Source organism: Aeromonas sp. ASNIH1, from assembly GCF_002934285.1.
GTDB lineage: Bacteria > Pseudomonadota > Gammaproteobacteria > Enterobacterales > Aeromonadaceae > Aeromonas > Aeromonas caviae.
On record NZ_CP026228.1, the window covers coordinates 3,936,674 to 3,960,426 of the forward strand.

27 protein-coding genes and 5 tRNA genes are annotated in these 23,753 nt (G+C 62.7%); 11 read left to right on the top strand and 21 right to left on the bottom strand.

The annotated features are described in order from the left end of the window. Positions 1-25: 25 nt before the first annotated feature. The 4 genes from C2U37_RS19115 to C2U37_RS19130 all read left to right on the top strand — a co-directional run bounded on the left by C2U37_RS19115 (position 26) and on the right by C2U37_RS19130 (position 4,321). On the top strand, positions 26-1,006 hold the full coding sequence (locus C2U37_RS19115) for a TDT family transporter (protein WP_029314475.1): 981 nt from the start codon (positions 26-28) through the stop codon (positions 1,004-1,006). Positions 1,007-1,226: 220 nt separating this feature from the next. Further along, positions 1,227-2,216, top strand: coding sequence for a lipid A biosynthesis (KDO)2-(lauroyl)-lipid IVA acyltransferase (locus tag C2U37_RS19120; RefSeq protein ID WP_010674623.1), 990 nt, complete (start codon positions 1,227-1,229; stop codon positions 2,214-2,216). 154 nt (positions 2,217-2,370) lie between these two features. Further along, on the top strand, positions 2,371-3,366 hold the full coding sequence (locus C2U37_RS19125; protein ID WP_029314477.1) for an LpxL/LpxP family acyltransferase: 996 nt from the start codon (positions 2,371-2,373) through the stop codon (positions 3,364-3,366). A gap of 94 nt (positions 3,367-3,460) precedes the next feature. Continuing rightward, on the top strand, positions 3,461-4,321 hold the full coding sequence (locus C2U37_RS19130) for a PA4780 family RIO1-like protein kinase (protein WP_029314478.1): 861 nt from the start codon (positions 3,461-3,463) through the stop codon (positions 4,319-4,321). A 59-nt stretch (positions 4,322-4,380) separates the two neighbouring features. Here C2U37_RS19130 and C2U37_RS19135 read toward each other — a convergent pair whose 3' ends face one another. Further along, complete coding sequence (locus C2U37_RS19135; protein WP_010674626.1) at positions 4,381-5,259, bottom strand: pirin family protein; 879 nt, start codon at positions 5,257-5,259, stop codon at positions 4,381-4,383. 237 nt (positions 5,260-5,496) lie between these two features. On the opposite strand from C2U37_RS19135, the gene C2U37_RS19140 reads away from it, so the two are divergent. After that, positions 5,497-7,899 carry a DNA polymerase II gene (locus tag C2U37_RS19140; RefSeq protein WP_039039090.1) on the top strand — a complete coding sequence of 801 codons (2,403 nt, stop codon included), beginning with the start codon at positions 5,497-5,499 and terminating at the stop codon, positions 7,897-7,899. A 140-nt stretch (positions 7,900-8,039) separates the two neighbouring features. Here the strand turns inward: C2U37_RS19140 and C2U37_RS19145 are convergent. The 7 genes from C2U37_RS19145 to C2U37_RS19175 all read right to left on the bottom strand — a co-directional run bounded on the left by C2U37_RS19145 (position 8,040) and on the right by C2U37_RS19175 (position 10,544). Continuing rightward, positions 8,040-8,116: transfer RNA gene (locus C2U37_RS19145), tRNA-Val, on the bottom strand. Positions 8,117-8,155: 39 nt separating this feature from the next. Then, positions 8,156-8,232: transfer RNA gene (locus tag C2U37_RS19150), tRNA-Val, on the bottom strand. A gap of 121 nt (positions 8,233-8,353) precedes the next feature. After that, a tRNA-Val gene (locus tag C2U37_RS19155) sits at positions 8,354-8,430 on the bottom strand. A gap of 17 nt (positions 8,431-8,447) precedes the next feature. Further along, positions 8,448-8,524 (bottom strand) — tRNA-Val (locus tag C2U37_RS19160). An 11-nt stretch (positions 8,525-8,535) separates the two neighbouring features. Then, positions 8,536-8,612 (bottom strand) — tRNA-Val (locus C2U37_RS19165). 194 nt (positions 8,613-8,806) lie between these two features. Then, a complete protein-coding gene (locus C2U37_RS19170) occupies positions 8,807-10,186 on the bottom strand; it encodes an MATE family efflux transporter (RefSeq protein ID WP_029314480.1) in 1,380 nt (459 codons plus the stop codon). Positions 10,187-10,337: 151 nt separating this feature from the next. Continuing rightward, a complete protein-coding gene (locus tag C2U37_RS19175; RefSeq protein WP_010674629.1) occupies positions 10,338-10,544 on the bottom strand; it encodes a YaeP family protein in 207 nt (68 codons plus the stop codon). Positions 10,545-10,677: 133 nt separating this feature from the next. Here C2U37_RS19175 and C2U37_RS19180 point away from each other — a divergent pair, with 133 nt between their 5' ends. After that, the gene (locus C2U37_RS19180; protein WP_010674630.1) at positions 10,678-11,289 is read left to right on the top strand and encodes a riboflavin synthase; all 612 of its coding nucleotides are present in this window, start codon (positions 10,678-10,680) and stop codon (positions 11,287-11,289) included. Between the two features lie 102 nt (positions 11,290-11,391). Continuing rightward, complete coding sequence (locus C2U37_RS19185) at positions 11,392-11,682, top strand: YciI family protein (protein ID WP_029314482.1); 291 nt, start codon at positions 11,392-11,394, stop codon at positions 11,680-11,682. Positions 11,683-11,760: 78 nt separating this feature from the next. Here the strand turns inward: C2U37_RS19185 and C2U37_RS19190 are convergent, their stop codons facing one another. The 4 genes from C2U37_RS19190 to C2U37_RS19205 form a co-directional block, all read right to left on the bottom strand. After that, positions 11,761-11,964: a CPXCG motif-containing cysteine-rich protein gene (locus tag C2U37_RS19190; protein ID WP_005336871.1), complete on the bottom strand. Its 204-nt coding sequence runs from the start codon at positions 11,962-11,964 to the stop codon at positions 11,761-11,763. A 130-nt stretch (positions 11,965-12,094) separates the two neighbouring features. Continuing rightward, positions 12,095-12,754, bottom strand: a complete 660-nt coding sequence (gene hxpB / locus C2U37_RS19195; protein WP_010674632.1) for a hexitol phosphatase HxpB — start codon at positions 12,752-12,754, stop codon at positions 12,095-12,097. Between the two features lie 128 nt (positions 12,755-12,882). Beyond that, positions 12,883-14,061 carry a formate-dependent phosphoribosylglycinamide formyltransferase gene (purT, locus tag C2U37_RS19200; protein ID WP_104452901.1) on the bottom strand — a complete coding sequence of 393 codons (1,179 nt, stop codon included), beginning with the start codon at positions 14,059-14,061 and terminating at the stop codon, positions 12,883-12,885. Between the two features lie 73 nt (positions 14,062-14,134). Next, positions 14,135-15,025 carry a DMT family transporter gene (locus tag C2U37_RS19205; RefSeq protein WP_041211382.1) on the bottom strand — a complete coding sequence of 297 codons (891 nt, stop codon included), beginning with the start codon at positions 15,023-15,025 and terminating at the stop codon, positions 14,135-14,137. A gap of 226 nt (positions 15,026-15,251) precedes the next feature. Here C2U37_RS19205 and C2U37_RS19210 point away from each other — a divergent pair, with 226 nt between their 5' ends. Further along, a complete protein-coding gene (locus C2U37_RS19210) occupies positions 15,252-15,839 on the top strand; it encodes an FMN-dependent NADH-azoreductase (protein ID WP_010674635.1) in 588 nt (195 codons plus the stop codon). Positions 15,840-15,930: 91 nt separating this feature from the next. Here C2U37_RS19210 and C2U37_RS19215 read toward each other — a convergent pair whose 3' ends face one another. The 5 genes from C2U37_RS19215 to tnpA form a co-directional block, all read right to left on the bottom strand. After that, entirely contained in the window at positions 15,931-16,110 is a 180-nt protein-coding gene (locus C2U37_RS19215; RefSeq protein WP_010674636.1) for a hypothetical protein, read from the bottom strand. Between the two features lie 161 nt (positions 16,111-16,271). After that, positions 16,272-16,460, bottom strand: a complete 189-nt coding sequence (locus C2U37_RS19220) for a DUF4250 domain-containing protein (RefSeq protein ID WP_010674638.1) — start codon at positions 16,458-16,460, stop codon at positions 16,272-16,274. Continuing rightward, complete coding sequence (locus C2U37_RS19225; protein WP_010674639.1) at positions 16,457-16,927, bottom strand: MarR family winged helix-turn-helix transcriptional regulator; 471 nt, start codon at positions 16,925-16,927, stop codon at positions 16,457-16,459. The genes C2U37_RS19220 and C2U37_RS19225 overlap by 4 nt, the downstream gene beginning before the upstream one ends. Before the next feature lie 150 nt (positions 16,928-17,077). Next, on the bottom strand, positions 17,078-18,247 hold the full coding sequence (locus C2U37_RS19230) for a UPF0149 family protein (RefSeq protein ID WP_010674640.1): 1,170 nt from the start codon (positions 18,245-18,247) through the stop codon (positions 17,078-17,080). 86 nt (positions 18,248-18,333) lie between these two features. Then, positions 18,334-18,738: an IS200/IS605-like element ISAs26 family transposase gene (gene tnpA, locus C2U37_RS19235; protein WP_041211383.1), complete on the bottom strand. Its 405-nt coding sequence runs from the start codon at positions 18,736-18,738 to the stop codon at positions 18,334-18,336. Between the two features lie 57 nt (positions 18,739-18,795). Between tnpA and C2U37_RS19240 the strand changes: the two genes are divergently transcribed. From C2U37_RS19240 to C2U37_RS19250, 3 genes are all read left to right on the top strand, one after another. After that, positions 18,796-20,022 carry an RNA-guided endonuclease InsQ/TnpB family protein gene (locus tag C2U37_RS19240; protein WP_041211384.1) on the top strand — a complete coding sequence of 409 codons (1,227 nt, stop codon included), beginning with the start codon at positions 18,796-18,798 and terminating at the stop codon, positions 20,020-20,022. A 357-nt stretch (positions 20,023-20,379) separates the two neighbouring features. Continuing rightward, on the top strand, positions 20,380-21,249 hold the full coding sequence (locus tag C2U37_RS19245; RefSeq protein WP_010674641.1) for a CvfB family protein: 870 nt from the start codon (positions 20,380-20,382) through the stop codon (positions 21,247-21,249). A 1-nt stretch (position 21,250) separates the two neighbouring features. Continuing rightward, on the top strand, positions 21,251-21,562 hold the full coding sequence (locus C2U37_RS19250; RefSeq protein WP_010674642.1) for a DUF1289 domain-containing protein: 312 nt from the start codon (positions 21,251-21,253) through the stop codon (positions 21,560-21,562). A 45-nt stretch (positions 21,563-21,607) separates the two neighbouring features. On the opposite strand, the gene C2U37_RS19255 is transcribed toward C2U37_RS19250, so the two are convergent. The 4 genes from C2U37_RS19255 to minE form a co-directional block, all read right to left on the bottom strand. Continuing rightward, complete coding sequence (locus C2U37_RS19255; RefSeq protein ID WP_104452902.1) at positions 21,608-21,931, bottom strand: HI1450 family dsDNA-mimic protein; 324 nt, start codon at positions 21,929-21,931, stop codon at positions 21,608-21,610. A 284-nt stretch (positions 21,932-22,215) separates the two neighbouring features. Beyond that, positions 22,216-22,923 carry a monofunctional biosynthetic peptidoglycan transglycosylase gene (gene mtgA / locus C2U37_RS19265; RefSeq protein WP_029314490.1) on the bottom strand — a complete coding sequence of 236 codons (708 nt, stop codon included), beginning with the start codon at positions 22,921-22,923 and terminating at the stop codon, positions 22,216-22,218. 53 nt (positions 22,924-22,976) lie between these two features. Then, positions 22,977-23,303 (bottom strand): HI1450 family dsDNA-mimic protein, encoded by a 327-nt coding sequence (locus C2U37_RS19270; protein ID WP_029314491.1) that lies wholly within the window; start codon positions 23,301-23,303, stop codon positions 22,977-22,979. 180 nt (positions 23,304-23,483) lie between these two features. After that, positions 23,484-23,753 (bottom strand): cell division topological specificity factor MinE, encoded by a 270-nt coding sequence (gene minE, locus C2U37_RS19275; RefSeq protein WP_010674646.1) that lies wholly within the window; start codon positions 23,751-23,753, stop codon positions 23,484-23,486.

Genomic DNA, 23,753 nt, shown 5'->3' on the forward strand with positions numbered 1-23,753 from the left:
AGTCATCATCAAGAGGGTATCCGCCATGATCGCAAGAACCCGCCGCTCCCTGGCCGCCGCCCCGACCCCCATGGCCGGTCTGGCACTCGGGATCGCCAGCCTCGGCTGGTGCTGGGAAAATGCCGGTCAGTTCGATGGCCGTCTGCAACTGCTGGGGGCCGCCATCGCCGCCGTGCTGCTCCTCGTCCTGACCTTCAAGTTTCTGATCCACCCGCGCCTGCTGTGGCAGGATCTCGCCCATCCCGTGGTGGGCAGCGTGGTGCCCACCTACGCCATGGGGACCATGGTGGTCTCCAAGGCGGTCGGCCTGCTCGCCCCGACCCTGGGGCAGGGGCTCTGGCTGTTTGCGGTCATCATCCACCTCGTCTTCCTCGCCACTTTCGTCTGGCACAGGGCCAGAGCGTTCGAAATCCATCACATGGTGCCGAGCTGGTTTGTGCCGCCGGTGGGGATCATCGTGGCTGACGTGGCCTACCCGGGCGGTCCCTTCGCATCCCTGGCCACCGGCCTGCTCTGGTTCGGCATGGCCTGCTACGGCCTGATGCTGCCGCTGATGCTCTATCGCCTCATCTTCAGCCACGAGGTGCCGGATGCCGCCAAGCCCACTATCGCCATCCTGGCCGCCCCGGCGAGCCTGTCGCTGGCCGGCTACCTCACCGTGAGCCAGGATCCCTCCCTGCTGCTGGTGGCGGTGCTGCTCGGGATCGCCGTGCTGATGACCGGCATCATCTACCTGGCCTTCATCAAGCTGCTGCGCCTGCCGTTCTCGCCGGGTTACGCCGCTTTCACCTTCCCCCTGGTGATCGGGGCCACCGCCCTGTTCAAGGTGAGTCACCTGCTGTCGCAGTGGCCGGAGGCGGCCCGCTATGCCGAGCAGCTCCATCAGCTGGCCTATCTGGAGCTGGGGGTGGCCACCCTGGTGGTGGGTTACGTGGCCCTGCGTTACCTGATGTTCTTCCTGCCGGCGGTGCAGGATGACCTGCCGGGGCAGCCCGCACGCCGCTAGGCACAAGGTTTTCATCCCCCCTCGTCATCGACCCCGCCCGTGCGGGGTCTGCCGTTCGTGATGCAGTGACACAGAGGGGAATCAAATGAAGCAGATTAATTTTGTCAATCCGTGAAGTGGCTTAAATAGTTGCCCATACAGGCGACATTCAGTTGGCGTTAACTGGTAATACCTGTCACGATGCGCGCCACTTTATCTTCCCATTGTTTTGTCGTGCCCCATGTCCTCATCTGATCCCGTGTTTGACGCCCGATTCCAGCCTCGTCTGCTGCACCCCCGTTACTGGTTGAGCTGGCTCGCCCTCGGCGCCATCGGTGTGCTCGCCTTCGTGCCCCCGCGCTGGCGGGATCGCCTGGCCGATGCTCTGACGCCCCTGGTATGCGCCATCTCGAAGAAGCAGATCTACATCGCCAGGACCAACCTCGCCATCTGCTTCAAGGAGAAGAGCGAGGCCGAGCGGGAGGCCATCCTGATGACCTCCATCCGGGTCGGCCTCAAGAGCCTGCTGGGCTTTGGCGAGTTCACCTGGCGCAGCCCCGCCCACGTGATGGGGCGGATCCAGGTCAGCGGCTGGGAACATATCGAGGCGGAGCAGGCCGCTGGCCGACCGGTGATCCTGGTGGTGCCCCACAGCTGGCCCATCGACGCGGCGGGCTACTACTTTGCCCAGCGGGGCCTGCCCATGTGCACCATGATGAAGAGCGCCCGCAACCCGGTGTTCGACTGGCACATCAACGGCGCGCGGGCCCGGCACGGCTGCCGCGTCTATGAGCGCAGCGCCGGCATCAAGCCGGTGATCAAGGCGGTGAAATCCGGTCTGAGCTTCTTCTATCTGCCGGATCAGGATCACGGCCGGGAGGCAAGCCTGTTCGCCCCCTTCTTCAACCACCCCAAGGCGACGTTGCCGGCCCTGCCACGGCTGGTGAAGCTGACCGGCGCCCGGGCCCTGCCGGTGCTGGCCTGCTATGACGAGCAGGCGCACGGCTACCGGTTGGAGGTCGAGGCTCCCTACGCCGACTACCCGAGCGGGGATCTGATGGCGGATACCTGCCGCATGAACGACAGCGTGGAGCGCCAGCTCTGCCGCCACCCGGGCCAGTACATGTGGTTCCTCAAGATCTTCGACACCCGTGAGGATCAGGTGGGGCCGGATGGCCTCTACGAAGAGGGGATCCGGCGCATCCGCCGGGGCCTTGCTCCTCACCCCTGAGCCTTGCGCTCACCCGGTGCAAAAATGTGGCCCCAAGCGGGCCACTTTTTATTTCTAACTTGTCTGATCAGTGACTTGGCGCGGGGGCGCTGTGCAGGGCAGGGTAGAAAAAGTTGTCAGGATCACTAAAATGACGCTCTGTTTTGATGATTCGATGGCGACCATGTCCGCACAAGATCCGGTGTTTGACACCTCTTTTCATCCGCGCCTGCTGCACCCCCGTCTGTGGGGCAGCTGGCTGGCCGTCGCTCTGCTCTCCCTGCTGGCCTGGGTGCCGGCAAGGGCACGGGACAAGCTGGCCGACTACCTGGCCCCCCTGCTGCTGCGCGTCTCCAGGAAGCAGGCCTACATCGCCGACACCAACCTCAAGATCTGCTTCCCCCATCTCGACGAGGCGGGCCGTCAGGCCCTGCTGCTGAAATCCATCCGGGTGGGGCTCAAGACCTTCCTGGGCTTTGGCGAGCTGACCTGGCGCAGCCCCGACTTCCTCAAGGGGCGCGTCAAGGTGAGCGGCTGGGAGCACGTGGAGGCGGAGCGGGCAGCCGGTCGCCCCATGATCTTCGTGGTGCCCCACACCTGGGCGGTGGACATGATTGGCCGCTACTTCCCCCTCCAGGGGATCAAGATGTGCACCATGATGAAAAGCCCCAAGGATGCGGTGTTCGACTGGTACATCAACCGCGAGCGCAGCAAGGGTGGGCGTATCTACGAGCGCAGCGTCGGCATCAAGCCCGCCATCAAGGCCCTGCGCAGCGGCGACAGCTTTTTCTATCTGCCGGATCAGGATCACGGCCGGGAGGCGAGCCTCTTCGTGCCCTTCTTCAACCACCCCAAGGCGACCCTGCCGGCCCTGCCCAAGCTGGTGAAGCTGACCGGTGCCCGCGCCGTGCCCATTCTGGCCTGCTACGACGAGGACGAGGGGTGCTACCGGCTGGAGATCGAGGCGCCGTTCGATCCTTATCCCACCGCGGATCTGGTGGCGGACGTCAACCAGATGAACCGCATGGTGGAGCAGCAGCTTGGCCGCTTCCCCGAGCAGTACATGTGGTTTCTCAAGATCTTCGAAACCCAGGAGCACGATCAGGGCGAGGACGGTCTCTACGAGGCGGGGATCCGCCGCATCCGCCAGGGGCTGCCACCGGAACCTTGATCGACACGGCCCCCTTGCGGGCCGTTTCTGACAGGGGTGGCAGGCCACCAGCAAACAGGTGCAAACAAGGTGCAAATAGGGTAAAAGGGCGGTCATGAAAATTCCAAATCGAATCCAACCTCTGGTTGATGACGGCCTGGTGGACGATGTCATCAGCCGGCTGATGAGCGGCAAAGAGGCCGACGTCTATGTGGTGCGCTGCGGCGACGAGATCCGCTGCGCCAAGGTCTACAAAGAGGCGTCAAAGCGCAGCTTCAAGCAGGCCGTGGTCTATCAGGAAGGGCGGCGGGTACGCAGCAGCCGCGATGCCCGCGCCATGGAGAAGGGCTCCAAGTACGGTCGCAAGCAGCACGAAGAGGTGTGGCAGAACACCGAGGTGGATGCCCTGTTCAAGCTGGCGGCGGCCGGGGTGCGGGTGCCCAGGCCCTATGTCTGCCTCGATGGCGTGCTGCTGATGGAGCTCATCACCGACGCCGACGGCAACGTCGCTCCCCGTCTCAACGACGTGGCCCTGACCCGTGAGCAGGCTCTGGTGGATCATGGCAAGGTGATCCGCTACGTGGTGCGCATGCTCTGCGCCGGGCTCATTCACGGGGATCTCTCGGAGTTCAACGTGCTGGTGGACGAAGAGGGGCCCGTCATCATCGACCTGCCCCAGGTGGTGGATGCCGCCGCCAACAACCAGGCCAGGGCCATGCTGGAGCGGGATGTCGACAACATGCGCAACTACTACGGCATGTATGCCCCCGAGCTGCTCAAGACCCGGTATGCCCGGGAGATGTGGTCCTTGTTCGAGGATGGCAAGCTGGGCCCCGAGACCGAGCTCACCGGCCTGTTCGAAGAGAGCCGGGAGGCCATCGATCTGGATGGCGTGCTGCACGAGATAGAGAGTGCCCAGGAGGAGGCCATGGCCCGCCGGGCCAGGTTGCAGGCGGAGCAGGAAGAGGAGTCCTGACGGGCCTTCATTCCAATCAAAAAGAGCGCCATGGGCGCTCTTTTGTTTTGGACCCTGGCTCAGAGCCCGGTCAGGGGTGGCGCCTTGAGACGGGGCCCCTGGTAACCCGTCACCTCGCCAAAGCGCGGATGACCGCTCTCCCAGTCGGCGGCGGCGGTGCGAATGGCCTCCTTGTCGACGCTCACGAAGTTCCACCAGATCTGCAGCGGTTTGGGCAGGGGCTCGCCGCCGATGAGCAGCAGCCGGGCGCCCGGGCGCAGGGTCAGCGCCACCTCCCGGTTGCCGGGGGGCAGGTAGAGCAGCTGCTCCGGGGCCAGGGCCTCCCCTGCGACGATGGTCTCCCCCGCGAGGGGAAAGAGGCCGTGCTCGAAGGCGGGATCCAGGGGAAGGGTGATCTCGCCTCCCTCGGGGGCGTGCAGATCCAGCCCCAGAATGGGGGAGAAGTGCAGGGTGGGGGCGCGCCGGCTGCCGTGCTCGCCGATGAGCAGAGTGAGGGTGATCTCCCCTTGCTGCCAGCGGGGGAGCGTCGGGTAGTGATCGAAGCGGGGCGGGGTATGCTGATCCGCCTCTGGCAGGGCTATCCAGAGCTGGGCGGCGTGCAGATCGGGCTGGTTCGGGACCGACTCCTCCGTGTGGGCGATGCCCCGTCCTGCGGTCATCAGGTTCACCTGGCCCGGACGGATCACCTGCTTGCTGCCCAGGCTGTCCCGGTGGAGGATCTCCCCCTCCAGCATCCAGGTGAAGGTCTGCAGGGCGATGTGGGGGTGGGGCCCCACATCCATGCCGGGGGCGCCGGGGGCAAAGCGGGTCGGGCCGATATGATCGAGAAAACACCAGGGCCCGATGGTGCGCCGCTCCTTGACCGGGATGGCGCGAGCCACCGGGATGCCGCCCACATCGGTGAGGCGGGAGGCAATGCGTTGCCACTGTTGTGTCATGGGGTGCTCCTTGTCGAGGAAAAGGTTGGCGCGCGCAGGCCGCAGCGTCTGCCGGAAGTTGGACATGCCGTCTCGCCCGGTGCCTGTGAGTGATGCCGAGGTTACTATGCCCCAATCCGGCGCCGGATGGCAAAGACGGGGCACAGCGCCTGCCCTGAGGGCCCAGCCCGGCAATTGCAGCCGGGTACTGTATGAACGTACAATAGTCCCATCCCACTCTTGAGCCCGACCACCTGCATGACCGACATCCAGCCCCTCCCTCCCGTGACCCCGCCGCTCGACGGCTTCATCCTGACCCGCCATGGTCGGGATGTGCAGGGGCGTACCGAGATCGTGATGTGGCTCTGGAGCGCACAGGGACCGGTACGGGTGGTGGTGCCGGGGCAGGAGCCGGTCTTCTTCCTCCCGGAACGCCACCTGGAGGAGGCGGCAGAGCTTTTCAAGGGGGCCGGGGTGAGGGGGCGTTTTCGCCGCCTCCCCATGCACACCTTCGAGGGGAGCCGGGTGGTGGGCTGCTACTTTGCCACCCTGAGCGCCTTCCACCGCGCCATCGAGCTGCTGCTCATCCGCGGATTGGAGCACTTCGAGGCGGATATCCGCCTGCCCGAGCGCTTTCTCATGGAGCGCTTCATCACCGCCGGGATGCGCTTTGACGGCAAGGCGAGGCGAAAGGGGGGCAGGCAGGGTTACTGGGAGGTAAACGAGGCGCGCTGTGCGCCGCAGGCGGTGACGCCGACCCTCTCCTGGGTCTCCCTGGACGTGGAGTGCGCCATGGATGGCACTCTCTTCTCGGTGGGGCTTCATAGCGAAGAGGACGCGCGGGTCATCATGATTGGTGCCCCGGAGCCGGACTCGCAGGACTGGGAGACCCCCGTCGAGTGGGTGGCGGACGAGCCAGCCCTGCTCGGTGCCCTGGAGGGCTGGTTCAGCCTGCACGATCCCGATCTCGTCATCGGCTGGAACGTGGTGAATTTCGACTTTCGCCTGCTGCTGCGCCGCGCCGAACTCCACAAGCGGCGGCTGCGGCTCGGGCGCGGGCGGGAGCTCTGCTTCTGGCGCTCGTCCCGAAACGACCCCCAGAGCGGCAACGTCATCATCCCGGGGCGCATGGTGCTGGACGGCATCGATACCCTCAAGAGCGCCACCTGGCAGTTCCCGAGCTACAGCCTGGATGCGGTGGCGAGCGAGCTGCTCGGGCGGGGCAAGGACATCGAGGACGTGGCCAACCGGGGGGAGAAGATCACCGAGCTGTTCCACTCCGACAAGGAGGCGCTGGCCCGCTACAACCTGGAAGATTGCAGGCTGGTGTGGGAGATCTTCGATTTCTGCCACCTCATCCCCTTCGCCATCGAGCGCGCCTCCCTCACCGGTCTTGAGCTCGACCGGGTGGGCGGGTCGGTGGCGGCGTTCACCAACCTCTATCTGCCACGGCTGCACCGCGGTGGCTATGTGGCGCCCAACCTGCCGGCAGACGGCGGGCTCGCAAGCCCCGGCGGCTATGTGATGGACTCCAAGCCGGGGCTCTATCGCCACGTGCTGGTGCTCGACTTCAAGAGCCTCTATCCCAGCATCATCCGCACCTTCTGCATCGACCCCATGGGGCTGGTGGAGGGGCTCAAACACCCGGATAACGCCATTCCAGGCTTTCGCGGCGCCCTGTTCTCCCGAACCCGCCACTTCCTGCCGGATCTCATCGCCACCCTCTGGGCGGCGCGGGATCGGGCCAAGGCCGCCAGTAACAAGGCCCTCTCCCAGGCCATCAAGATCATCATGAACTCCTTCTACGGGGTGCTGGGGTCGGGGGGCTGCCGCTTCTATGACCCGAGGCTCGCCTCCTCCATCACCTTGCGGGGCCACGGCATCATGCAGCAGACCCGGGAGTGGATAGAGGCAGAAGGGTTCGAGGTGATCTATGGGGACACCGACTCCACCTTCGTGCACCTGGGGAGCGATATCCGTCTCGAACAGGCGGACGAGATTGGCCAGCGACTGGCGAAGATGATCAACGACAACTGGGCCGCGCTGATAAGGCGGGAGTTCGACCTGCCGAGCCATCTGGAGATCCAGTACGAGACCCACTACCGCCGTTTCCTGATGCCCACCATTCGCGGGCTGGAGAAGGGGAGCAAGAAACGCTATGCGGGACTGGTGGGCGAAGGGGAAGGGGAGCACCTGGTGTTCAAGGGGCTGGAGACGGTGCGCACCGACTGGACACCCCTTGCCAAGGCATTCCAGACCCGGCTCTACGAAATGGTGTTCCACGACCAGGATCCCAGCAGTTATGTGCGCACCATGGTGGACGAGACCCGGGCCGGCCGTCACGACGATCTGCTCATCTACCGCAAGCGGCTGCGCCAGAAACTCGAGGAGTATCAGAAGAACGTGCCGCCCCATGTGCGGGCGGCGCGCCTGGCGGATGAGGAGAATCTGCGCCGCGGCCTGCCCCAGCGTTATCAGCACAGGGGCACCATCGCCTACCTGATGACCCTGAACGGCCCCGAGCCTTTGGAGTACCGGCGCAGCGCCGTCGACTACGAGCACTACATCGACAAGCAGCTCAGGCCCATCGCCGACGCCATCCTTCCCTTTGTGGGGGAGTCGTTCGAGCGGATCTGCGGCCAGCAGCTCGATCTCTTCTGACGAAGCGAGGTAAACGCGGCGGCCATGGCACGACAATGGCGGCCCGTGGGCCAGAGGGGACAGGAGGCAGATGACGGGGGAGAGCGGATGTCAGAGCCGACCAATGCAAAAAGCCCGCTATCAAGCGGGCTTTTCAAATCTGGTGCGTCCTAGTGGATTCGAACCACCGACCCCCACCATGTCAAGGTGATGCTCTAACCAGCTGAGCTAAGGACGCAGGGTGCGCAAGGCGACTTTGTGTGTCATTGCAGGGGAGTGGTGGGTTTAATTGGATTCGAACCAACGACCCCTACCATGTCAAGGTAGTGCTCTAACCAACTGAGCTATAAACCCACATCTGTGTTCAACCGGATTCGAACCAACGACATTGCCTACGCCATGTCAAAGTACTGTTCTAACCGACTGAGCTTTAGACCCACATCAAATTCATATCTGCAATTTATTCAAACTGTTATGGTGCGTCCTAGTGGATTCGAACCACCGACCCCCACCATGTCAAGGTGGTGCTCTAACCAGCTGAGCTAAGGACGCATAACAGGGTTTCGTGATGGTGCGTCCTAGTGGATTCGAACCACCGACCCCCACCATGTCAAGGTGGTGCTCTAACCAGCTGAGCTAAGGACGCATCACGAAAAGTGGTGGGTTTAATTGGATTCGAACCAACGACCCCTACCATGTCAAGGTAGTGCTCTAACCAACTGAGCTATAAACCCACTTCATAAACCGGGTTGAAAACCCGTTTTATCCCGCCAGCACTGCTGGCGTGGTCGGCATACTACCCATGGCCCCCAAGGCTGTCAACAAGGGACATGCACAAAGGAGACTGTTTGCCCAGTTCTTGTGCAGCCTGTTGATTTTACAGGCGAGCCGCCCCAAAAGTGCGGCTCCCCGTGCCCCTGGCCGCGCCCTATTGCGCCCGGGAGAGGGCGGTGCAGGCTGCGGGGCTGGCGAAGCGGCCGTAGATGACGCGCAGCCGTGCGCCCAGCATCAGGGCGGCGGAGGTGAGACCGACGATGAAGCCTATCCAGAAGCCCTGCGGGCCCATGCGCGGTACCACCCAGTCGGTCAGCCCCAGGATCATGCCGGTGGGCAGACCCAGCCCCCAATAGGCGACGATGGTGACGTAGAAGATGGCCTGGGTATCCTTGTAACCGCGCAGGGCCGCCGCGGCCACCACCTGTACAGAATCGGAGATCTGGTAGATGGCGGCGAAGAAGAGCAGGGTGGCGGCGAGGCCGATCACCTGCAGGTCGTCGGTGTAGATCCCCGCGATGGGGTCGCGCAGCAGCACGGTGAGGGCGGCGGTTGCGGCGGCGACTCCCATGCCCAGCATCAGGCCGGTGCGGGCGGCGACCCTGGCCTGATCCGGTTGACCTTCCCCTATGTTGTGACCGACCCGGATGGTCACGCCGACACCAATGGACAGGGGCAGCATGAAGACCAGGCTGGAGAAGTTGAGCGCAATCTGGTGACTCGCCACCGTCTCCGCGCCGAAGGGTGCCAGCATCAGGGCCACCACGGTAAACAGGGTCACCTCGCAGAAGATGGCCATGGCGATGGGAAACCCCAGGCGGAACAGGCGCCAGATCCGGCTGCCGTTGGGGCGTGCCAGTTGGGCGAACAGGTTGATGCGCTTGAAGTGGGCAGAGCACTTCACATAGACGATCATCGCCAGCAGCATGGCCCAGAGCACGATGGCAGTGGCCACGCCGCAGCCGACGCCGCCGAGTTTCGGCATGCCGAAGTGGCCGTGAATGAAGATGTAGTTGGCGGGGATGTTGACCGCGAGCCCCACGAAACCGATCACCATGGTCGGCATGGTGTGGGAGAGCCCCTCACTGAAGTTGCGCAGCACCTGGAACATCACGAAGGCGGGCAGGCCCCACAGGATGGCGTGCAGGTAGCCGGCAGTCTTGGCCGCCATGACGGGATCCACGTCCATGAATTGCAGTGCCAGGGGGCTGAAGTAGAGTGCCACCATGGCGATGGGCGTGACGATGAGGGCGAGCCAGAAGCCCTGGTGCACGGCGGGGCGCACCTCGTCCTGCTTGCGGGCGCCGTTGAGCTGGGAAACGATGGGGGTGAGGGCCATGATGATGCCCTGCACCAGCAAGATGATCGGCAACCAGAAGCTGGACGCCACCGACACGGCGGCAAGATCCACGGCGCTCACCTGTCCCGCCATCACGGTATCGACGAAGTTCATGGCGATCTGGGCCACCTGGGCGACCAGAATGGGGCTGGCTAGACGAACGAGCTGCTTCGCCTCGGACCAATAACGTTGCACTGACACCTCCGAGTGGATCAGATAAAAGAGAAAGAGCGGGCAAGAGAGATGGGCTTTTGCCTCCTCGTCCTGAGGAGACAAAATGCGGGGGTGTCATTCTAGCCTGAAAAACCGCCAACGGGGAAGGTCGGCGGCAGATTTGTAGCCGGGATCAGGCGTCTTCGTGATCGCTGATCAGCAGGTTGGCCGCGGCATAGGCCGCCTGCTCGCGCAGATCCGCCGGTACCCGCTCGTCGGAGGCCACGGCGTTAAGCGCCCGTATGCTGGCGGCGATGGCCTGGGGCACATAACCCTGCTCGCCGGAGCCAATCTGGTTGTAGGCGATGCGAATGGCTTCACAGCATTGATATACCTGCATTTTTGTTTCCTCGTTCAGTCTGGATTGATTGGGGTCACTATAGCGATCGCGCTTCTCCTTGTCAGCCGGCACCCTTGTCTTGCAAGGTGGCCGGGGGTAACCTGCCGACAATTTTCACAGCCTGGAGAGACTCATGTTCACCGGCATCGTACAAGGGACCGCCGAACTGGTGGCCATCGATTCACTGCCCAATTTTCGCACCCACGTGATCCGCATGCCGAGCCCGGCCTGGGGCGAGGGGCTGGCCCTGGGGGCCTCGGTGGCCCACAACGGCTGCTGCCTGACCGTCACCCGGGTGGAGGGGGATCTGGTCAGCTTCGATCTGATGCAAGAGACTCTGCGCCTCACCAACCTTGGGCAACTGGTGGTGGGTGACAAGGTCAACGTGGAGCGGGCCGCCCGCTTTGGGGACGAGATTGGCGGCCATGCCATGTCCGGCCACATCATGGGGACGGCCGAGGTGACCTCGGTCATCGACACCCCCAACAACCGCCAGGTGTGGTATCGCCTCGATCCTGCGCTCATGAAGTACGTGCTGACCAAGGGCTACATCGGCATCGACGGCATCAGCCTCACCGTGGGCGAGGTACGCGCCAGGGAGTTCTGCGTCAACCTGATCCCCGAGACCCTGGCCCGGACCAACCTGGGCTGGGTCAAGGCCGGCTGGCAGACCAACATCGAGATTGACCCCCAGACCCAGGCCATCGTCGACACGGTGGAGCGGGTGCTGGCGGCGCGCCAGTAACCACCTGAGCGCTGCCCCCAGGGTTCGAAGAGGAGGGCGGCATCACGGGAAAGGCGCCCTCTTGTGGAAGAGGCGCCGCCCCAGAGCCTTGGAGACTTCTCTATGTTTGTCGTGACATTGACCTATGTGAAACCGCTGGCGGAGATCGATGCCCTGATCCCGGCCCACATTGCGTGGCTGGAGCGGCAATATGCCGCAGGCCATTTTCTGGCGTCCGGGCGTCGGGTACCCCGAGTCGGGGGCGTCATACTGGCGCAGGGCGTGAGCCGAGACGCCTTGGAGGCGATGCTGGCAGAGGATCCCTTCAAGCAGGCAGAGGCGGCCGATTATCAGGTGGTGGAGTTTGTTCCGACCATGACGTCGGCGAAGGCGGCGTGCTTGAGGGAGGCGTGATCCAGCCTGACGATGGCACCAGAACAAACGGGACCCACAGGGTCCCGTTTGTTTTTGTCTGTGTCTGGACAGGGGAATTCAGAACAGCTGCTCGTCGTCGGCATCCACGAAGAGTTGCAGGCAGTCGCGGGCTTCATCCCGGTGCAGCCGCAGGTGGATGGGGTTGCAGCAGGCCATGCAATCCTCGTAGAACTCCTGATCCCCCTGGCTGGCATCCAGCTCGACCCGGGTGTGGTGGCCGCAGTGGGGGCAGACGATACGCTTGCTGGTGTACTCGATCATGGTGACCTCCTCGGGCCCGTGGGCCGTCTCTGTGCTCCTGCTGATTCTAGTCGCCACAAGGCGGCGCAACCGCGAGCAAGCGCACGTTTATGAGCGGGCTCAAGGGAGGCAGGAGGTCAGTCAGTGTTGCCTACTTGACCCAGCCGGCCAGCATCTCTGCGTTCAGCTCGGCAAGAGAGCGCAGCTCGTGGTTGGCGATGGCCAGACGGGGATCGCCGACCAGCGCCGGGTCCGGCACGATCAGCGCCGTCATGGAGGCTGCCTTGGCTGCCAGCAGGCCGGTGAAGCTGTCCTCGATGGCGAGACAGTGCACAGGCTCGACGCCGAGCTTCTCGGCGGCGTGGATATAGACATCCGGGTGGGGTTTGCCAAAGCGCTCCACCTCGGCGGAGTGGACCGCCATGAAACGGTCCTGGATGCCGAGTTTGCCGAGCACCGCCTCGACCATGGCAAACGGGGAGGAGGTGGCGAGCCCGATCTTGAGCCCTTGGGCCTCGATGAGGTCGAGGGCTTCCAGCACCCCGGCCTTGGGCTGCCCCTCTTGCAGGATGAGCGCGATCACCTGATCCAGGATGCGCTGTACTACCTCTTCCTGGCTGGGGCTGCTCCAGGGGCGGATCCGGTACCAGTGGGCCACCAGCTGATCGATGCGCACCCCTATGGTGGAGTTGCAGTCCTCCTCGGTGTGGAAGTGGCCCAGTTCGGCGAAGACGGCCATCTGTGCCCGTTGCCAGAAGGGTTCCGAGTCGATCAGAACACCATCCATATCGAAGATCACGGCAGTTAACATCTTGTACTCCTGACATAGGTGAAGGGGGGATTATAAGCCCGGTGCTTCAATGGGAAAGGGGCAGTCACCTGCCCCTTGCGCCGGATCACGCAGATAAACGTTTGTTTTTGCGTGGTAAAGCGGATTGCCTAGAAGAGTACCTCGACCCGGGCTGCCACCGTTTTGGCCTGCTCCACGGCTTCCTGGCAATCCTGCCCACGGGCGAGCGCCACCCCGAGGCGACGACGACCGGCGATCTCCGGCTTGCCAAAGAGACGCAACTGGGCTCCGGGCACCAGGGCCAGTGCCTCGCCAATCCCCTGATAGCGGATATCCTGGCTGTGGCCTTCCCGCAGCACCACGGCAGAGGCGCTCGGGCCGTACTGGGTGATGGTGCCGACGGGCAGCCCCAGGATGGCGCGCACGTGCAGGGCGAACTCGGAGAGATCCTGGGAGATCAGGGTCACCATGCCGGTGTCGTGGGGGCGGGGGGATACTTCGCTGAACCACACCTCGTCGCCCCTGATGAAGAGCTCGACCCCGAACAGACCATAGCCGCCAAGAGCTTCGACCACCTTGGCCGCCACCTCCTTGGAGCGGGCCAGGGCCAGCTCGCTCATGGCCTGGGGCTGCCAGGATTCGCGGTAGTCGCCATCCTCCTGACGATGGCCGATAGGCTCGCAGAAGTGGATGCCATCGACGGCGCGCACCGTGAGCAGGGTGATCTCGTACTCGAAAGGAACGAAGCCTTCGACAATCACCTTGCCACGACCGGCACGGCCCCCCTCCTGGGCATAGGTCCAGCTTTCATCCAGCCTGGCGAGATCGCGCAGCAGGCTCTGCCCCTTGCCGGAGGAGCTCATCACCGGTTTGACCACGCAGGGGAGGCCGATGGCCTCGACGGCGGCCACAAACTCCTCCTTGCTCTGGGCAAAGCGGTAGGCAGAGGTGGGCAGCCCCAGGGTTTCGGCGGCGAGGCGACGGATCCCCTCCCGGTTCATGGTGAGCTCGGTGGCGCGGGCATTGGGCACCACCTTGACACCTTCCTGCTCGAGGGCGGCCAGGGTATCGGTGGCGATGGCTTCAATCTCGGGGATGATGAGGTCGGGCTTGACCTCGGCCACCAGGGCGCGCAGGGCGGCACCATCCAGCATGTCCAGCACGCGGGCCTGGTGGGCCACCTGCATGGCGGGGGCGTTGGCATAGCGGTCGGCGGCGATCACCTCGATACCGAGCCGCTGCAGCTCGATGGCGACCTCCTTGCCGAGTTCGCCTGATCCCAGCAGCAGGGCGCGGGTCGCAGTGGGGCGGGTGGCGGTTCCAAACATCTGATCTCTCCTGAGGTCGGTGGTCAGCAGGGCTGATCCGGGTGAGCAAAAAAAGAGGCACGCATGGCGTACCTCAGGAAGTGGGTGGGTGGGCGCGCTGCTCCAGATGGGTGAGCAGGGTGATGGCGCCGATGATGATGGCCGCCCCCAGCCACAAGCGACCGGGGGGCGCCCAGCCAAATACCAGCCAGCCGGCCAGCACGTTCATGGGCAGCTTGGCAAAATCAAAAGGTTGCACGAAGGAGGCCTCTGCCACGCTGTAGGCGCGGGCGATGGACATCTGGGCCAGTGCCGACAGTACGCCCGAGGCGGCCACCAGCAGCCACTGGGTTTCGCTCGGCCACTGCCATTCAGGGATCGCCAGCATGGCGTTGAACGGGGTGCTGAAGACGAGCAGGTAGACGACGATGGTGTGGGACGACTCGCTGGCCGCCTGATAGCGCACCAGCAAGGAGTAGCCTGCCCAGAAGAGGGCGGCCGCCACCGGCAGCAGGGAGGCCAGGGTGAAGTCGTCGGTCCAGGGAGCCAGGATCAGCATGGCGCCCACAAACCCCGCCAGGGTCGCGAGAATGCGGGCCCGGCTCACTTGCTCTTTGAGAAAGAGGGCTGATCCCAGGGTGGCAAACAGGGGGGAGGTCATCAAGAGCGCGATCCCCTGCCAGATGGGGACGGGGACCGCCAGTGCCCAGAGCCAGAACTGGATGCCGGTCACCGCAAGGGCGACCCGCAGCAGGTGCAGGCGCAGCTGGTTCGTCATCAGGGACTGGCGCAGACCGTGGCGCACCAGCCAGGGCAGCAGGCAGACCAGGGCGATCAGATATTGGTGAAAGGCGACCTGGGTCGAGGGGAGGCCGAGCGTGAAGCTGACATACTGGCTCAGGCTGTTGACGGCGGCGAAGCAGAGGCCTGCCACCATCATCCAGACGGCGCCGGCAAAGGGGGAGTGCCTGCGGGAGGAGGTCATGAGATCCGGATCACGTACAAAAAGTGCGGCAGATCATAACGGCAATCGTTTGTCATGCCAAGGGTGCGGAGTTTGATGAGCCCCTCTCCGCCGAGGAAATGCACAGACATCAAATTTTTTGAATGACTTGAGCATCTATTTTCGCTATCAGGCTTTAATGCCAGTCTTTATAGTGACCTCCATCGACAGCCTGGCTGTTCAATTGACAATCAAATGGAGTTTCACCATGGCCAATATCCTCGTTCTGAAGTCCAGCATCCTGGGCCAGTATTCCCAATCCAACGCCCTGATCGACGGCTACCTGGCCGAGCGCCAGGGTGACACCATCCAGGTACGCGATCTGGCGACCCTGAACCTGCCGGTGCTGGACGGCGAGCTGGCCATGGGCCTGCGTGGTGGCGAGAACCTGAACGAGCGTCAGCAAGCGGTGCTGGCCCAGTCCGACGAGCTGGTCGCCGAGCTCAAGGCGAGCGATCTGGTGATCATCGCGGCCCCCATGTACAACTTCAACATCCCGACCCAGCTGAAAAACTGGATCGATCTGGTGGCCCGTGCCGGCGTGACCTTCCGTTACACCGAGACCGGTCCGGTCGGCCTGGTGGAGAACACCCGCGCCCTGGTGGTCAGCCCCCGTGGCGGCATGCACGTGGGCAATGCCACCGACCTGGTGACCCCCTACATGCGTACCGTGCTGGGCTTCATCGGCATCACCGAAGTGGACTTCATCTATGCCGAAGGCATGGGCATGGGGCCGGAGGCGCAAGCCAAGGGGATCGAGCAGGCCAAGGAGCAGCTGGAAACCCTGGCTTACTGATGCGACTCGGGGCCTCCCCAGTATCCTGAAACAACAACGCAGCCCTCGGGCTGCGTTGTTGTTTTTGGGCAGTCATCGCGCTCTGGCGTCGTTATTCGCGCAGGAAGTGGCGGCAGCCGCTGCCGACCATCAGAAAGACCGCCACGAGGGAGGCCAGCAGCAGGGTGGTGAGCCACTGCTCGGCGCTGTTGGGGACCTGGGGGAGGAAGAGGCTGATCACCAGCAATGTGCAGAGGGTGATCAGGCTGGTTGGTCGAATGAGGCGCATCATGGGTCATCCTTGGCTGCGGGTGGTGAACAAGAGGCTAACCGCGGTCTGTGACAACAAGATGTATCCATACCTCTTGCGAACATCAACGGACCGGGTAGCCACCACCTTAGCAGCTTTTGCCGACGGAGCCAGCGGCATGGGTCGGGTTGTGATCCGGATCCCTATCTGAACTGCTTCTGATCTTCCTGATAGTGAAAATCGCCACTGGCCAGCCTGGCAACCAGGGCCTCTTGATCGAGATCCTGCGCCCGGCAGAGATCATCGAGATCCTCGTAGTGATCACGCAACTGCATGTTGACCAGGCTCAGCAGCATGTTGACATCCATGGTGGCAAAGTTGTTCAGCTTCATGAGGGTTGCTCGTTGTCCAGCAGGTGAAGTTGTTCGATGGCATCGCTGACGCTCTGCAGGTGCAGGCGAATGCTCTGGCGCGCCTCGGCCGGCAGATAGTCGGTGAGAGTGTGCTGCCAGCTTCCCGCCTCCGTCTTGAGCTGCTGGAACAAGGTGAGCCCCGCCGGGGTGAAGGAGACCAGGCTGATGCGCTTGTCCTGCACGCTGTTCTCGGTGAACAGGATGCCTTTCTCCACCAGACGATGGATCTCGCGGGAGATCCGTACCTTGTCCATGCCGCTCGCCTCCACCAGCTCCTTCTGGCTGATGGGGTAGTGGGGGCCGAGCACCATCATCAGGCGCCACTGGGGCACGGTGAGTTGGTACCGCTGCTGATAAAACTGTTCAAAGGTATCGCGCACCATCTCAGCGGCGTGAACCAGCTGATAAGGAGGGTAGTGCGCGAGCAGCTCAATGATCTTCGACATATGACATCCTGCTGTGGCGGCTGCATCGGGTGCAGTTTCTCTTGATACTTTGGCCTTGATGATACGTAACACAGGGGCATTTGTCTGACCAGTCACCAGAAAAATGTGCGTTTGCGCACGTGTTCTGTCATCGAATCGGCAATTGGGGTCTCAACTGGCCTGCTTGCCCGCACTCTTTCGCAGCCATATCAAGGCGTTGTGGGTCAGCCAGGCCTCGCGACTCTGCAAGGCGTAGAGCGCCGCCTCGTCACGGCTGCCTCCCTGCCAGCGGCGAGGCTCCTGCTTGGGCAAGCGGCGCTGGCCCAGCAAAGTGGCGGGCACATGGGGATTGACCTCCATTGCCGCCGCCAGATGAGGGCGCGCCGCCGCTTCCCCTTCGCAGACAAAGCTCATCAAGGCCTTGTTGTAAAGCAGCCAGCAGGAGGCTTCATCAAAGCGCACCAGCAGTTGTTGCAGGGCATCCCATTCCCCTTGCCAGGCATAGAGGGTGGAGAGGGGGTGGCGGCAAGCGGGCTCGTCGGCGCGACAGAGGGCGAGCAGGGCCAGGTACTCATCCCGTGCCTGCCCAAGCTGCCCAAGTCGCAGCAGGCAATCGGCTCGACCGGCCCTGGCCGCGATCAGAGGGCGTGCCTCGGGGACCTGCCAGCCATGGCCCGCGTGGGCTTGCCAGAATGCCTCATCGAACAGGAGGTTGGCATCGGCAATGATGCGCTCGAACCAGCCAAGGCGAGCGAGGGGATCGCGGCTCTCTGCCGCCAGCTCGAACCACTGCTGCCACTGGCGAGTCTGCTCGTTGTCCAGGGACGGGCTCTCTTCAGGCTCGGCCTCGTAGTGATCCTGGCCGAGCAGGAGGTTGAGCGCCGTCTTCATCTGCTGGCGTTGACGCTTGCAAAAATCGAGGAAGGGGGGCTCGCTGGCCGTAGCCTGGTGCAGCATCATGGCCATGGGCTTGTCGCGAAACAGGCAGAGCTCGGCCACCAGGCTGAAGCGATAGCGGGTCGCCGGATCGTTCAGGTCGGTCGGCGCCGGCCAGCAGGCTACCCCCTGACTGAAGCCATAGCTCCATTGGCCCAGAGGATGGCGCTTGTCAAACACCTGCTCCGGGTTGTCGGTAGAGAGGCGACACTGGCTCGGCAGGGCCAGCTGCGCGTCGTCGGCCTGGGCTTCCAGCTCGGCGATCAGGTGATGCAGCGCCTCGGCACTCTTCTCGTCCAGCGCCGCATCATGAGGCAGCAGGCCGGCCAGCGGATCTTGCCAGTCGGGGGCTACGGGCCCCGCCAGACGGGCGCACAGGAAGCCGTGCAGGGCGGGGTAACTCATCTCCTGCTGGCTGTGGGTCTGGATCCATCTTAAATGCGAAAGGGGACTCCCTCCGACGTAGGTGGGAGGGGAATTTCGCCGGGGCGTCAGCCCCGCTGGTTTTGAATGTATTGCTTGATCACCTCCAACGGTGCTCCGCCGCAAGAGCCCGCAAAGTAAGAGCGTGACCAGAGTACGGGTTTGCTGTAAGCACCTCTCAAGTCCAGAAATTCATTACGCAGTCGCCTTGATGTGACCGCCTTTAACGAGTTCACCAGTACCGATAGCTGTACCGTTGGCGCGTACTCTATCAGCATGTGAACATGATCAGCCTCTCCGTCACACTCTTTCAGTTCCGCACCAAAATCTCTGCAAACCTCTGCCGCGCACTGACTGAAGGAAGCGTGATGCAGATCCCCCAATATCGGCTTTCGATACTTGGTGATAAACACCAAATGTACGTGCAAAGCGTAGGCTGCATGGCGTGATTTATTAATTTTAGTGAATTGCATTCTGTCACTCAATCGGGCTTAATAGATATGGCAATAATGCTACACACTGAGCGCTAAATGCAAATTCTGAAAGCCTACAAATTCCGACTCGAACCGACCGAACAACAAGCGCAACGCCTGCGCCAGTTGGGCGGTTGTGCTCGTTATGTCTGGAATCACGGGCTGGCAGAAACCAAACGCATTCTGGATGCTGGCGAAAAACTGCCTTCTGCCTTTGAGCTGAACAGGATGCTCACCAGTTGGAAGAAAGACCCAGAAATGGCCTTTCTGGCCGAGGCATATACCGACAACCTCCAGCAGAAGCTCAAGGATTTGCATGGCGCGTGGATGCGCTGCTTTGATAAGAAACTCGCCGCCAAGGCACCCGTATTCAAGAAAAAAAGCGACAACCGCGACGCTATCCGGTTCGTCAACTTCGACAAGTATTGCCGCCTTGAAAAGGGTCGAGTGAAGCTGCCTGCCGGGCTGGCGTGGGTCAAGTTCCGTCAGTCCCAGCCAGTTGAAGGGAAAATTAAAAACGCGACCGTCAGCCAAGCAGCCGGGCACTGGTATATCTCCTTTCAGGTCGAGCAGGAGACGCTTGAGCCAATTCACCCCTCCGGCTCAATGGTCGGGCTAGATGTGGGGATCGCCAAGCTCGCAACCCTGTCAGATGGCACGGTGTTTGAGCCCGTCAACAGCTTCAAAACCAATCAGATCAAGCTGGCAAGGCTCCAACGCCAGTTGAGCAAAAAGGTCAAGTTCAGCAGCAACTGGAAGAAACAAAAAGCCAAGATCCAGCGGCTGCATTCACATATCGCCAATACCCGCCGCGATTACCTTCACAAGGTCACAACGACTATCAGCAAAAACCACGCGATGATCGTCATTGAGGATTTGAAGGTTGCCAGCATGTCAAAATCAGCAGCGGGCACGACCAGCCAGCCGGGGCGCAACGTCCGGGCAAAATCAGGGCTGAATCGTTCGATATTAGATCAGGGCTGGTTTGAGCTGCGCCGCCAGCTCGAATATAAGCAGGCATGGCGAGGCGGTCAGGTGTTGGCGATAAACCCGGCCTACACGAGCCAGCAGTGCGCCTGTTGTGGGCATACTGCGAAGGATAACCGCCAGACGCAAAGCCAGTTTAAATGCGCTGCGTGTGGTTATGAGGCGAACGCCGATGTGAATGGCGCTCGCAATATTTTAGCGGCGGGACACGCCGTTTTAGCCTGTGGAGGCGCGGTGCAATCAGGCCGCCCGATGAAGCAGGAACCCGGTACTGCGCGAGCAGCTATCACCCAGTAATGGGGATCCCCCTCCTGTGACGCGAAGCGCTAAGGTGGGGGAGGATGTCAATGATTGAGATGACGGGTACGAGTGGCTGGGTTCATCGACGCTTCCTCTGGATTTGACGGCCGCGAAGTCTACCTAAAAGTGGGGTTATTTGCAGCAAAGGGGGAACTGAATGCTGCTAATATCGTCAATCTGGCCGCCCGGTAGCGGGAAAAGAGGTCAGACACAGGGGGGAGGGGCTAGGTCCTGCTGCCGCTCTGGGGTAACATGCGCGCCTGCATGACATAAATCGGCCCCGTCCTCTCTCATCCGACGGAGGCGATGCACCTCTATATGACGGGTCTTCCATGAGATGGGCCCATCCGGATATTGAAAGAAGAGATCACCATGTTACAGATTGGCAAGATGAACACCCTGACCGTCGTCGAGATCGAGGAGCGCGGCGCCTGGCTGGCGGCGGGGGAATACGGCGAGCTGCTGCTGCCCAGGCGCCAGTTGCCGGAAGGCGTTGCCGAGGAGAGCGAGGTGTCCGTCTTCCTCTATCTGGATGCGGATTGCGAGCCGGTGATCACCACCGACAAGCCCTTCGCCATGGTGGGGGACATCGTCGGTCTCAAGGTGGTCAATGCCAACAAGATTGGTGCCTTCCTCGACTGGGGCATGAAGAAGGATCTCTTCGTACCAAGCCGCGAGCAGAACAAGCCGATGCAGGTGGGCCATGTCTATCTGGTGCACCTGATGCTGGACAACGAAGGGCGCATGGTCGGTACCAGCCGTCTGGAGCGCTTCCTGCGCATCGACCCCCCTTTCAAGAGCGGTGACGAGGTGACGGTGCTGCCGGGGGAACACACCCCCCTTGGCATCAAGGCCGTGGTCAATGGCCAGTACGCCGGCATGCTGTTCAAGAACGAGGTGTTCGGCCGCGTGATGACGGGCCGGCCGCTGACCGCCTGGGTCAAGCAGGTGCGCGAAGATGGCAAACTGGACCTGACCCTGCAAAAGCCGGGGCTGGCCCGGATGGATGACGCTGGTGCGCGCATCCTGCTGCGCCTGCAAAAGCAGGGGGGCAGCCTTGCGGTGGGAGACAAGAGCGAGCCTGACGTCATCTACAAGATGTTCAGCATGAGCAAGGGCACCTTCAAGAAAGCGATCGGCGGCCTCTACAAGCAGGGCAAGATCGTCATCGAGGAGCACAGCATCCGCCTCGTGGGCTCCGACACGCCGGCAGGGGACGAATAAGTTGCCGAGTCCCTGCATCGGTGACTGCCGGGCCAAAGAGGGGCTCTGCCTCGGTTGTGGCCGCACCGTGACCGAGATAGGCCAGTGGTCCACCATGGACAGCGAGGCCCAGCTGGCCCGCATGGCCGAACTCGATGGCTCGAAGAGCACTCATGCCTGCCCGGGCTGCGGCGAGCCGGCGTTCTGCGCCGTGTCGGCGGGGGAACCCATCGAGCGCTGCTGGTGCAACCAGCTTCCCGCGTTGCCCATGAGCGATGCCAGCGCCTGCTGGTGTCGCCGCTGTCTGGCCAAGGCCATCTCGGCACGCCCCTGACTCGGGCAGCGCAAAAAACGAAAAAGGCGCCTGGGGCGCCTTTTCTTATGCCTGTTGCTGGCGGTGCCAGCGGATATGCACGTCGTGCTCGCTCTGATCCCGTGGGAGGAGGAAGGTGGCGTAGATCACCTCGAACTCGTCCTGATGATCCAGCAAGCCGACCCAGACCTCGGCCCAACGTGCCATGTCCACCGGCGCGCCGAGTTCGGTCGACCAGTCGGCATTGGGCAGGGTTGCCTCCACCGCGCCACGTTGCTCGAACTCGAGGGTGATGTCGACGATTTGTTCGGGTGCCAGCATGTCGGCGGCCTGCTCCAGAAACTGATCATAGGCCCACTCGACCAGCTGATCCGGGCTACGTTGTTCCATGAAATCACTCCAGATACGTCCAGGTTCGCCACTTTAACAAGTATTGGGATGGGCAGCCAGCCCGGGGGCGGTGACGCCGTGCTGTCAAATGGCGGGATCAGGGGATAAGGTTAACAGAGCCGCCAGCAGGGGCGGCGTGACGGGGCGGCCTGGCAAGATGAAGCGACGACAGTACAGAAGGCAGATCAAGCGGCGGCGCGAAACCTGGTGGTGGCACTATCTGCCCCTTCATCGGGAAACCGTCGGCGGCCATCTGGGGCCCGCCTCTGATCCGCAGGATGGCGCTACTCTGTGCCGTGGACCCGGTTCAGGGTGACTTGCCCGAGTTGACCCATCTGACGACGGATCCAGGCCGAGCGCTGTTGCACATAGGGTGAGGGGGGCTTGACCCGATAACGCCAGGGATTGGGCAGGGCGGCGGCGAGCAGGGAGGCCTCGTAGCGGGTGAGGCGTATCGCCGGTTTGCCGAAGTAGTGCCTGGCGGCCGCCTCGGCGCCATAGATGCCGGGTCCGAACTCCACGATGTTGAGATACACCTCGAGAATGCGGGACTTGTCCCAGCCCAGCTCCATCAACAGGGTGAACCAGGCCTCTATCCCCTTGCGCAGGAAGCTGCGATCGCTCCACATGAAGAGGTTCTTGGCGGTCTGCTGGCTGAGGGTGCTGGCACCGCGCACCCGCCCGCTTTGCTGGTTGTGCCTGAGGGCCGAGCTGATGGCGTCCATGTCAAAACCGTGATGTTCGGCAAAGCGCTGATCCTCGGCGGCGATCACCGCCAGTTGCAGCTCCCGGGAAATCTGCTCAAGCGGCACCCAGTCGTGCTTCACCTCGGCCATCTTGGCAGGGGGAAACAGGGCGCGTTCGAGGCGCCAGGTCCACATGGGAGGGTCGATGAAGCGCAGCAGCGCGACCGAGACGATGGTGCTCGCAAAGGCGGCCAGCAGCAGCTTGCCGAGCCAGCCCAGCAGTCGCCGTCTGCGCGAAGGCCTCACGGGCTCGGGCCCGCCGTCCCAGTCATAGTGGCCAGGATCATCGGGATCCGGAATTATTGGGGCAGCCATTCGATGTGGCAGAACTTCTCGTCGACGCGGCGGGAGAGCAGCATGCGGGCAAACAGGTGCTCGTACTCTTCTTGTTCGTTGCCAAGGCCGACCCAGATCTCGGCATAGTCGGCGTCGCTCACCTCAAATCCCACGTCGGCCGCCCAGTCGTCGGCGGGATCGGTCTCCGCCAGCAGGCCGCGGTCGTTGAACTCCTGATTGAAGCGGACGATCTCCTGCTCGGGCAGGTTGTCGGAGGCCAGCTCCATGAAGAGTTCGAGGGCGGTGTCGAGCAGTTCCTCGACGCTGTGCATTTCGTCATTCAAAGACATAAAAGCCGTGTTCCAGATAAGGGGGGAGGGAAAGTCCGTCGGCAGCGCCTCGGGGTGCGCGGTATTCTAGCTGGCCCTGATGCCCTTGGCGAGATGCCGGGACGCCAGGCATTAAAAAACCGGATCCTGGGAAAGGATCCGGTCTTCATTGGGGGAAGGGGTCGCGCATGGTGCGTCAGCTCATCCCTTCTTCTGGTCGTCGGCGAAGGTGATGTTGAGCTCCAGCACCGACAACTCGTCACTCTTCTGATCAAGCTGGACGGTGATCTTGTCCGGGTCGATCTGCACGTATTTGCGGATCACGTCGAGGATGTCCTGCTTGAGCTGGGGCAGGTAATCCGGCCCCCCTCTGGATGAACGCTCGTGAGCCACGATGATCTGCAACCGCTCTTTGGCCAGTTGTGCGGTGTTCTGTTTCTTGTTGGAACGAAAATAATCCAATAATGACAT

What these genes read in the sequence shown, in the direction of transcription:
- C2U37_RS19115 (WP_029314475.1), top strand. Translation starts at nt 26, where the DNA reads ATGATCGCAAGAACCCGCCGCTCCCTGGCCGCCGCCCCGACCCCCATG.
- C2U37_RS19120 (WP_010674623.1), top strand. Translation starts at nt 1,227, where the DNA reads ATGTCCTCATCTGATCCCGTGTTTGACGCCCGATTCCAGCCTCGTCTG.
- C2U37_RS19125 (WP_029314477.1), top strand. Translation starts at nt 2,371, where the DNA reads ATGGCGACCATGTCCGCACAAGATCCGGTGTTTGACACCTCTTTTCAT.
- C2U37_RS19130 (WP_029314478.1), top strand. Translation starts at nt 3,461, where the DNA reads ATGAAAATTCCAAATCGAATCCAACCTCTGGTTGATGACGGCCTGGTG.
- C2U37_RS19135 (WP_010674626.1), bottom strand. Translation starts at nt 5,259, where the DNA reads ATGACACAACAGTGGCAACGCATTGCCTCCCGCCTCACCGATGTGGGC.
- C2U37_RS19140 (WP_039039090.1), top strand. Translation starts at nt 5,497, where the DNA reads ATGACCGACATCCAGCCCCTCCCTCCCGTGACCCCGCCGCTCGACGGC.
- C2U37_RS19175 (WP_010674629.1), bottom strand. Translation starts at nt 10,544, where the DNA reads ATGCAGGTATATCAATGCTGTGAAGCCATTCGCATCGCCTACAACCAG.
- C2U37_RS19180 (WP_010674630.1), top strand. Translation starts at nt 10,678, where the DNA reads ATGTTCACCGGCATCGTACAAGGGACCGCCGAACTGGTGGCCATCGAT.
- C2U37_RS19185 (WP_029314482.1), top strand. Translation starts at nt 11,392, where the DNA reads ATGTTTGTCGTGACATTGACCTATGTGAAACCGCTGGCGGAGATCGAT.
- C2U37_RS19190 (WP_005336871.1), bottom strand. Translation starts at nt 11,964, where the DNA reads ATGATCGAGTACACCAGCAAGCGTATCGTCTGCCCCCACTGCGGCCAC.
- hxpB (WP_010674632.1), bottom strand. Translation starts at nt 12,754, where the DNA reads ATGTTAACTGCCGTGATCTTCGATATGGATGGTGTTCTGATCGACTCG.
- purT (WP_104452901.1), bottom strand. Translation starts at nt 14,061, where the DNA reads ATGTTTGGAACCGCCACCCGCCCCACTGCGACCCGCGCCCTGCTGCTG.
- C2U37_RS19205 (WP_041211382.1), bottom strand. Translation starts at nt 15,025, where the DNA reads ATGACCTCCTCCCGCAGGCACTCCCCCTTTGCCGGCGCCGTCTGGATG.
- C2U37_RS19210 (WP_010674635.1), top strand. Translation starts at nt 15,252, where the DNA reads ATGGCCAATATCCTCGTTCTGAAGTCCAGCATCCTGGGCCAGTATTCC.
- C2U37_RS19215 (WP_010674636.1), bottom strand. Translation starts at nt 16,110, where the DNA reads ATGATGCGCCTCATTCGACCAACCAGCCTGATCACCCTCTGCACATTG.
- C2U37_RS19220 (WP_010674638.1), bottom strand. Translation starts at nt 16,460, where the DNA reads ATGAAGCTGAACAACTTTGCCACCATGGATGTCAACATGCTGCTGAGC.
- C2U37_RS19225 (WP_010674639.1), bottom strand. Translation starts at nt 16,927, where the DNA reads ATGTCGAAGATCATTGAGCTGCTCGCGCACTACCCTCCTTATCAGCTG.
- C2U37_RS19230 (WP_010674640.1), bottom strand. Translation starts at nt 18,247, where the DNA reads ATGAGTTACCCCGCCCTGCACGGCTTCCTGTGCGCCCGTCTGGCGGGG.
- tnpA (WP_041211383.1), bottom strand. Translation starts at nt 18,738, where the DNA reads ATGCAATTCACTAAAATTAATAAATCACGCCATGCAGCCTACGCTTTG.
- C2U37_RS19240 (WP_041211384.1), top strand. Translation starts at nt 18,796, where the DNA reads ATGCAAATTCTGAAAGCCTACAAATTCCGACTCGAACCGACCGAACAA.
- C2U37_RS19255 (WP_104452902.1), bottom strand. Translation starts at nt 21,931, where the DNA reads ATGGAACAACGTAGCCCGGATCAGCTGGTCGAGTGGGCCTATGATCAG.
- C2U37_RS19270 (WP_029314491.1), bottom strand. Translation starts at nt 23,303, where the DNA reads ATGTCTTTGAATGACGAAATGCACAGCGTCGAGGAACTGCTCGACACC.
- minE (WP_010674646.1), bottom strand. Translation starts at nt 23,753, where the DNA reads ATGTCATTATTGGATTATTTTCGTTCCAACAAGAAACAGAACACCGCA.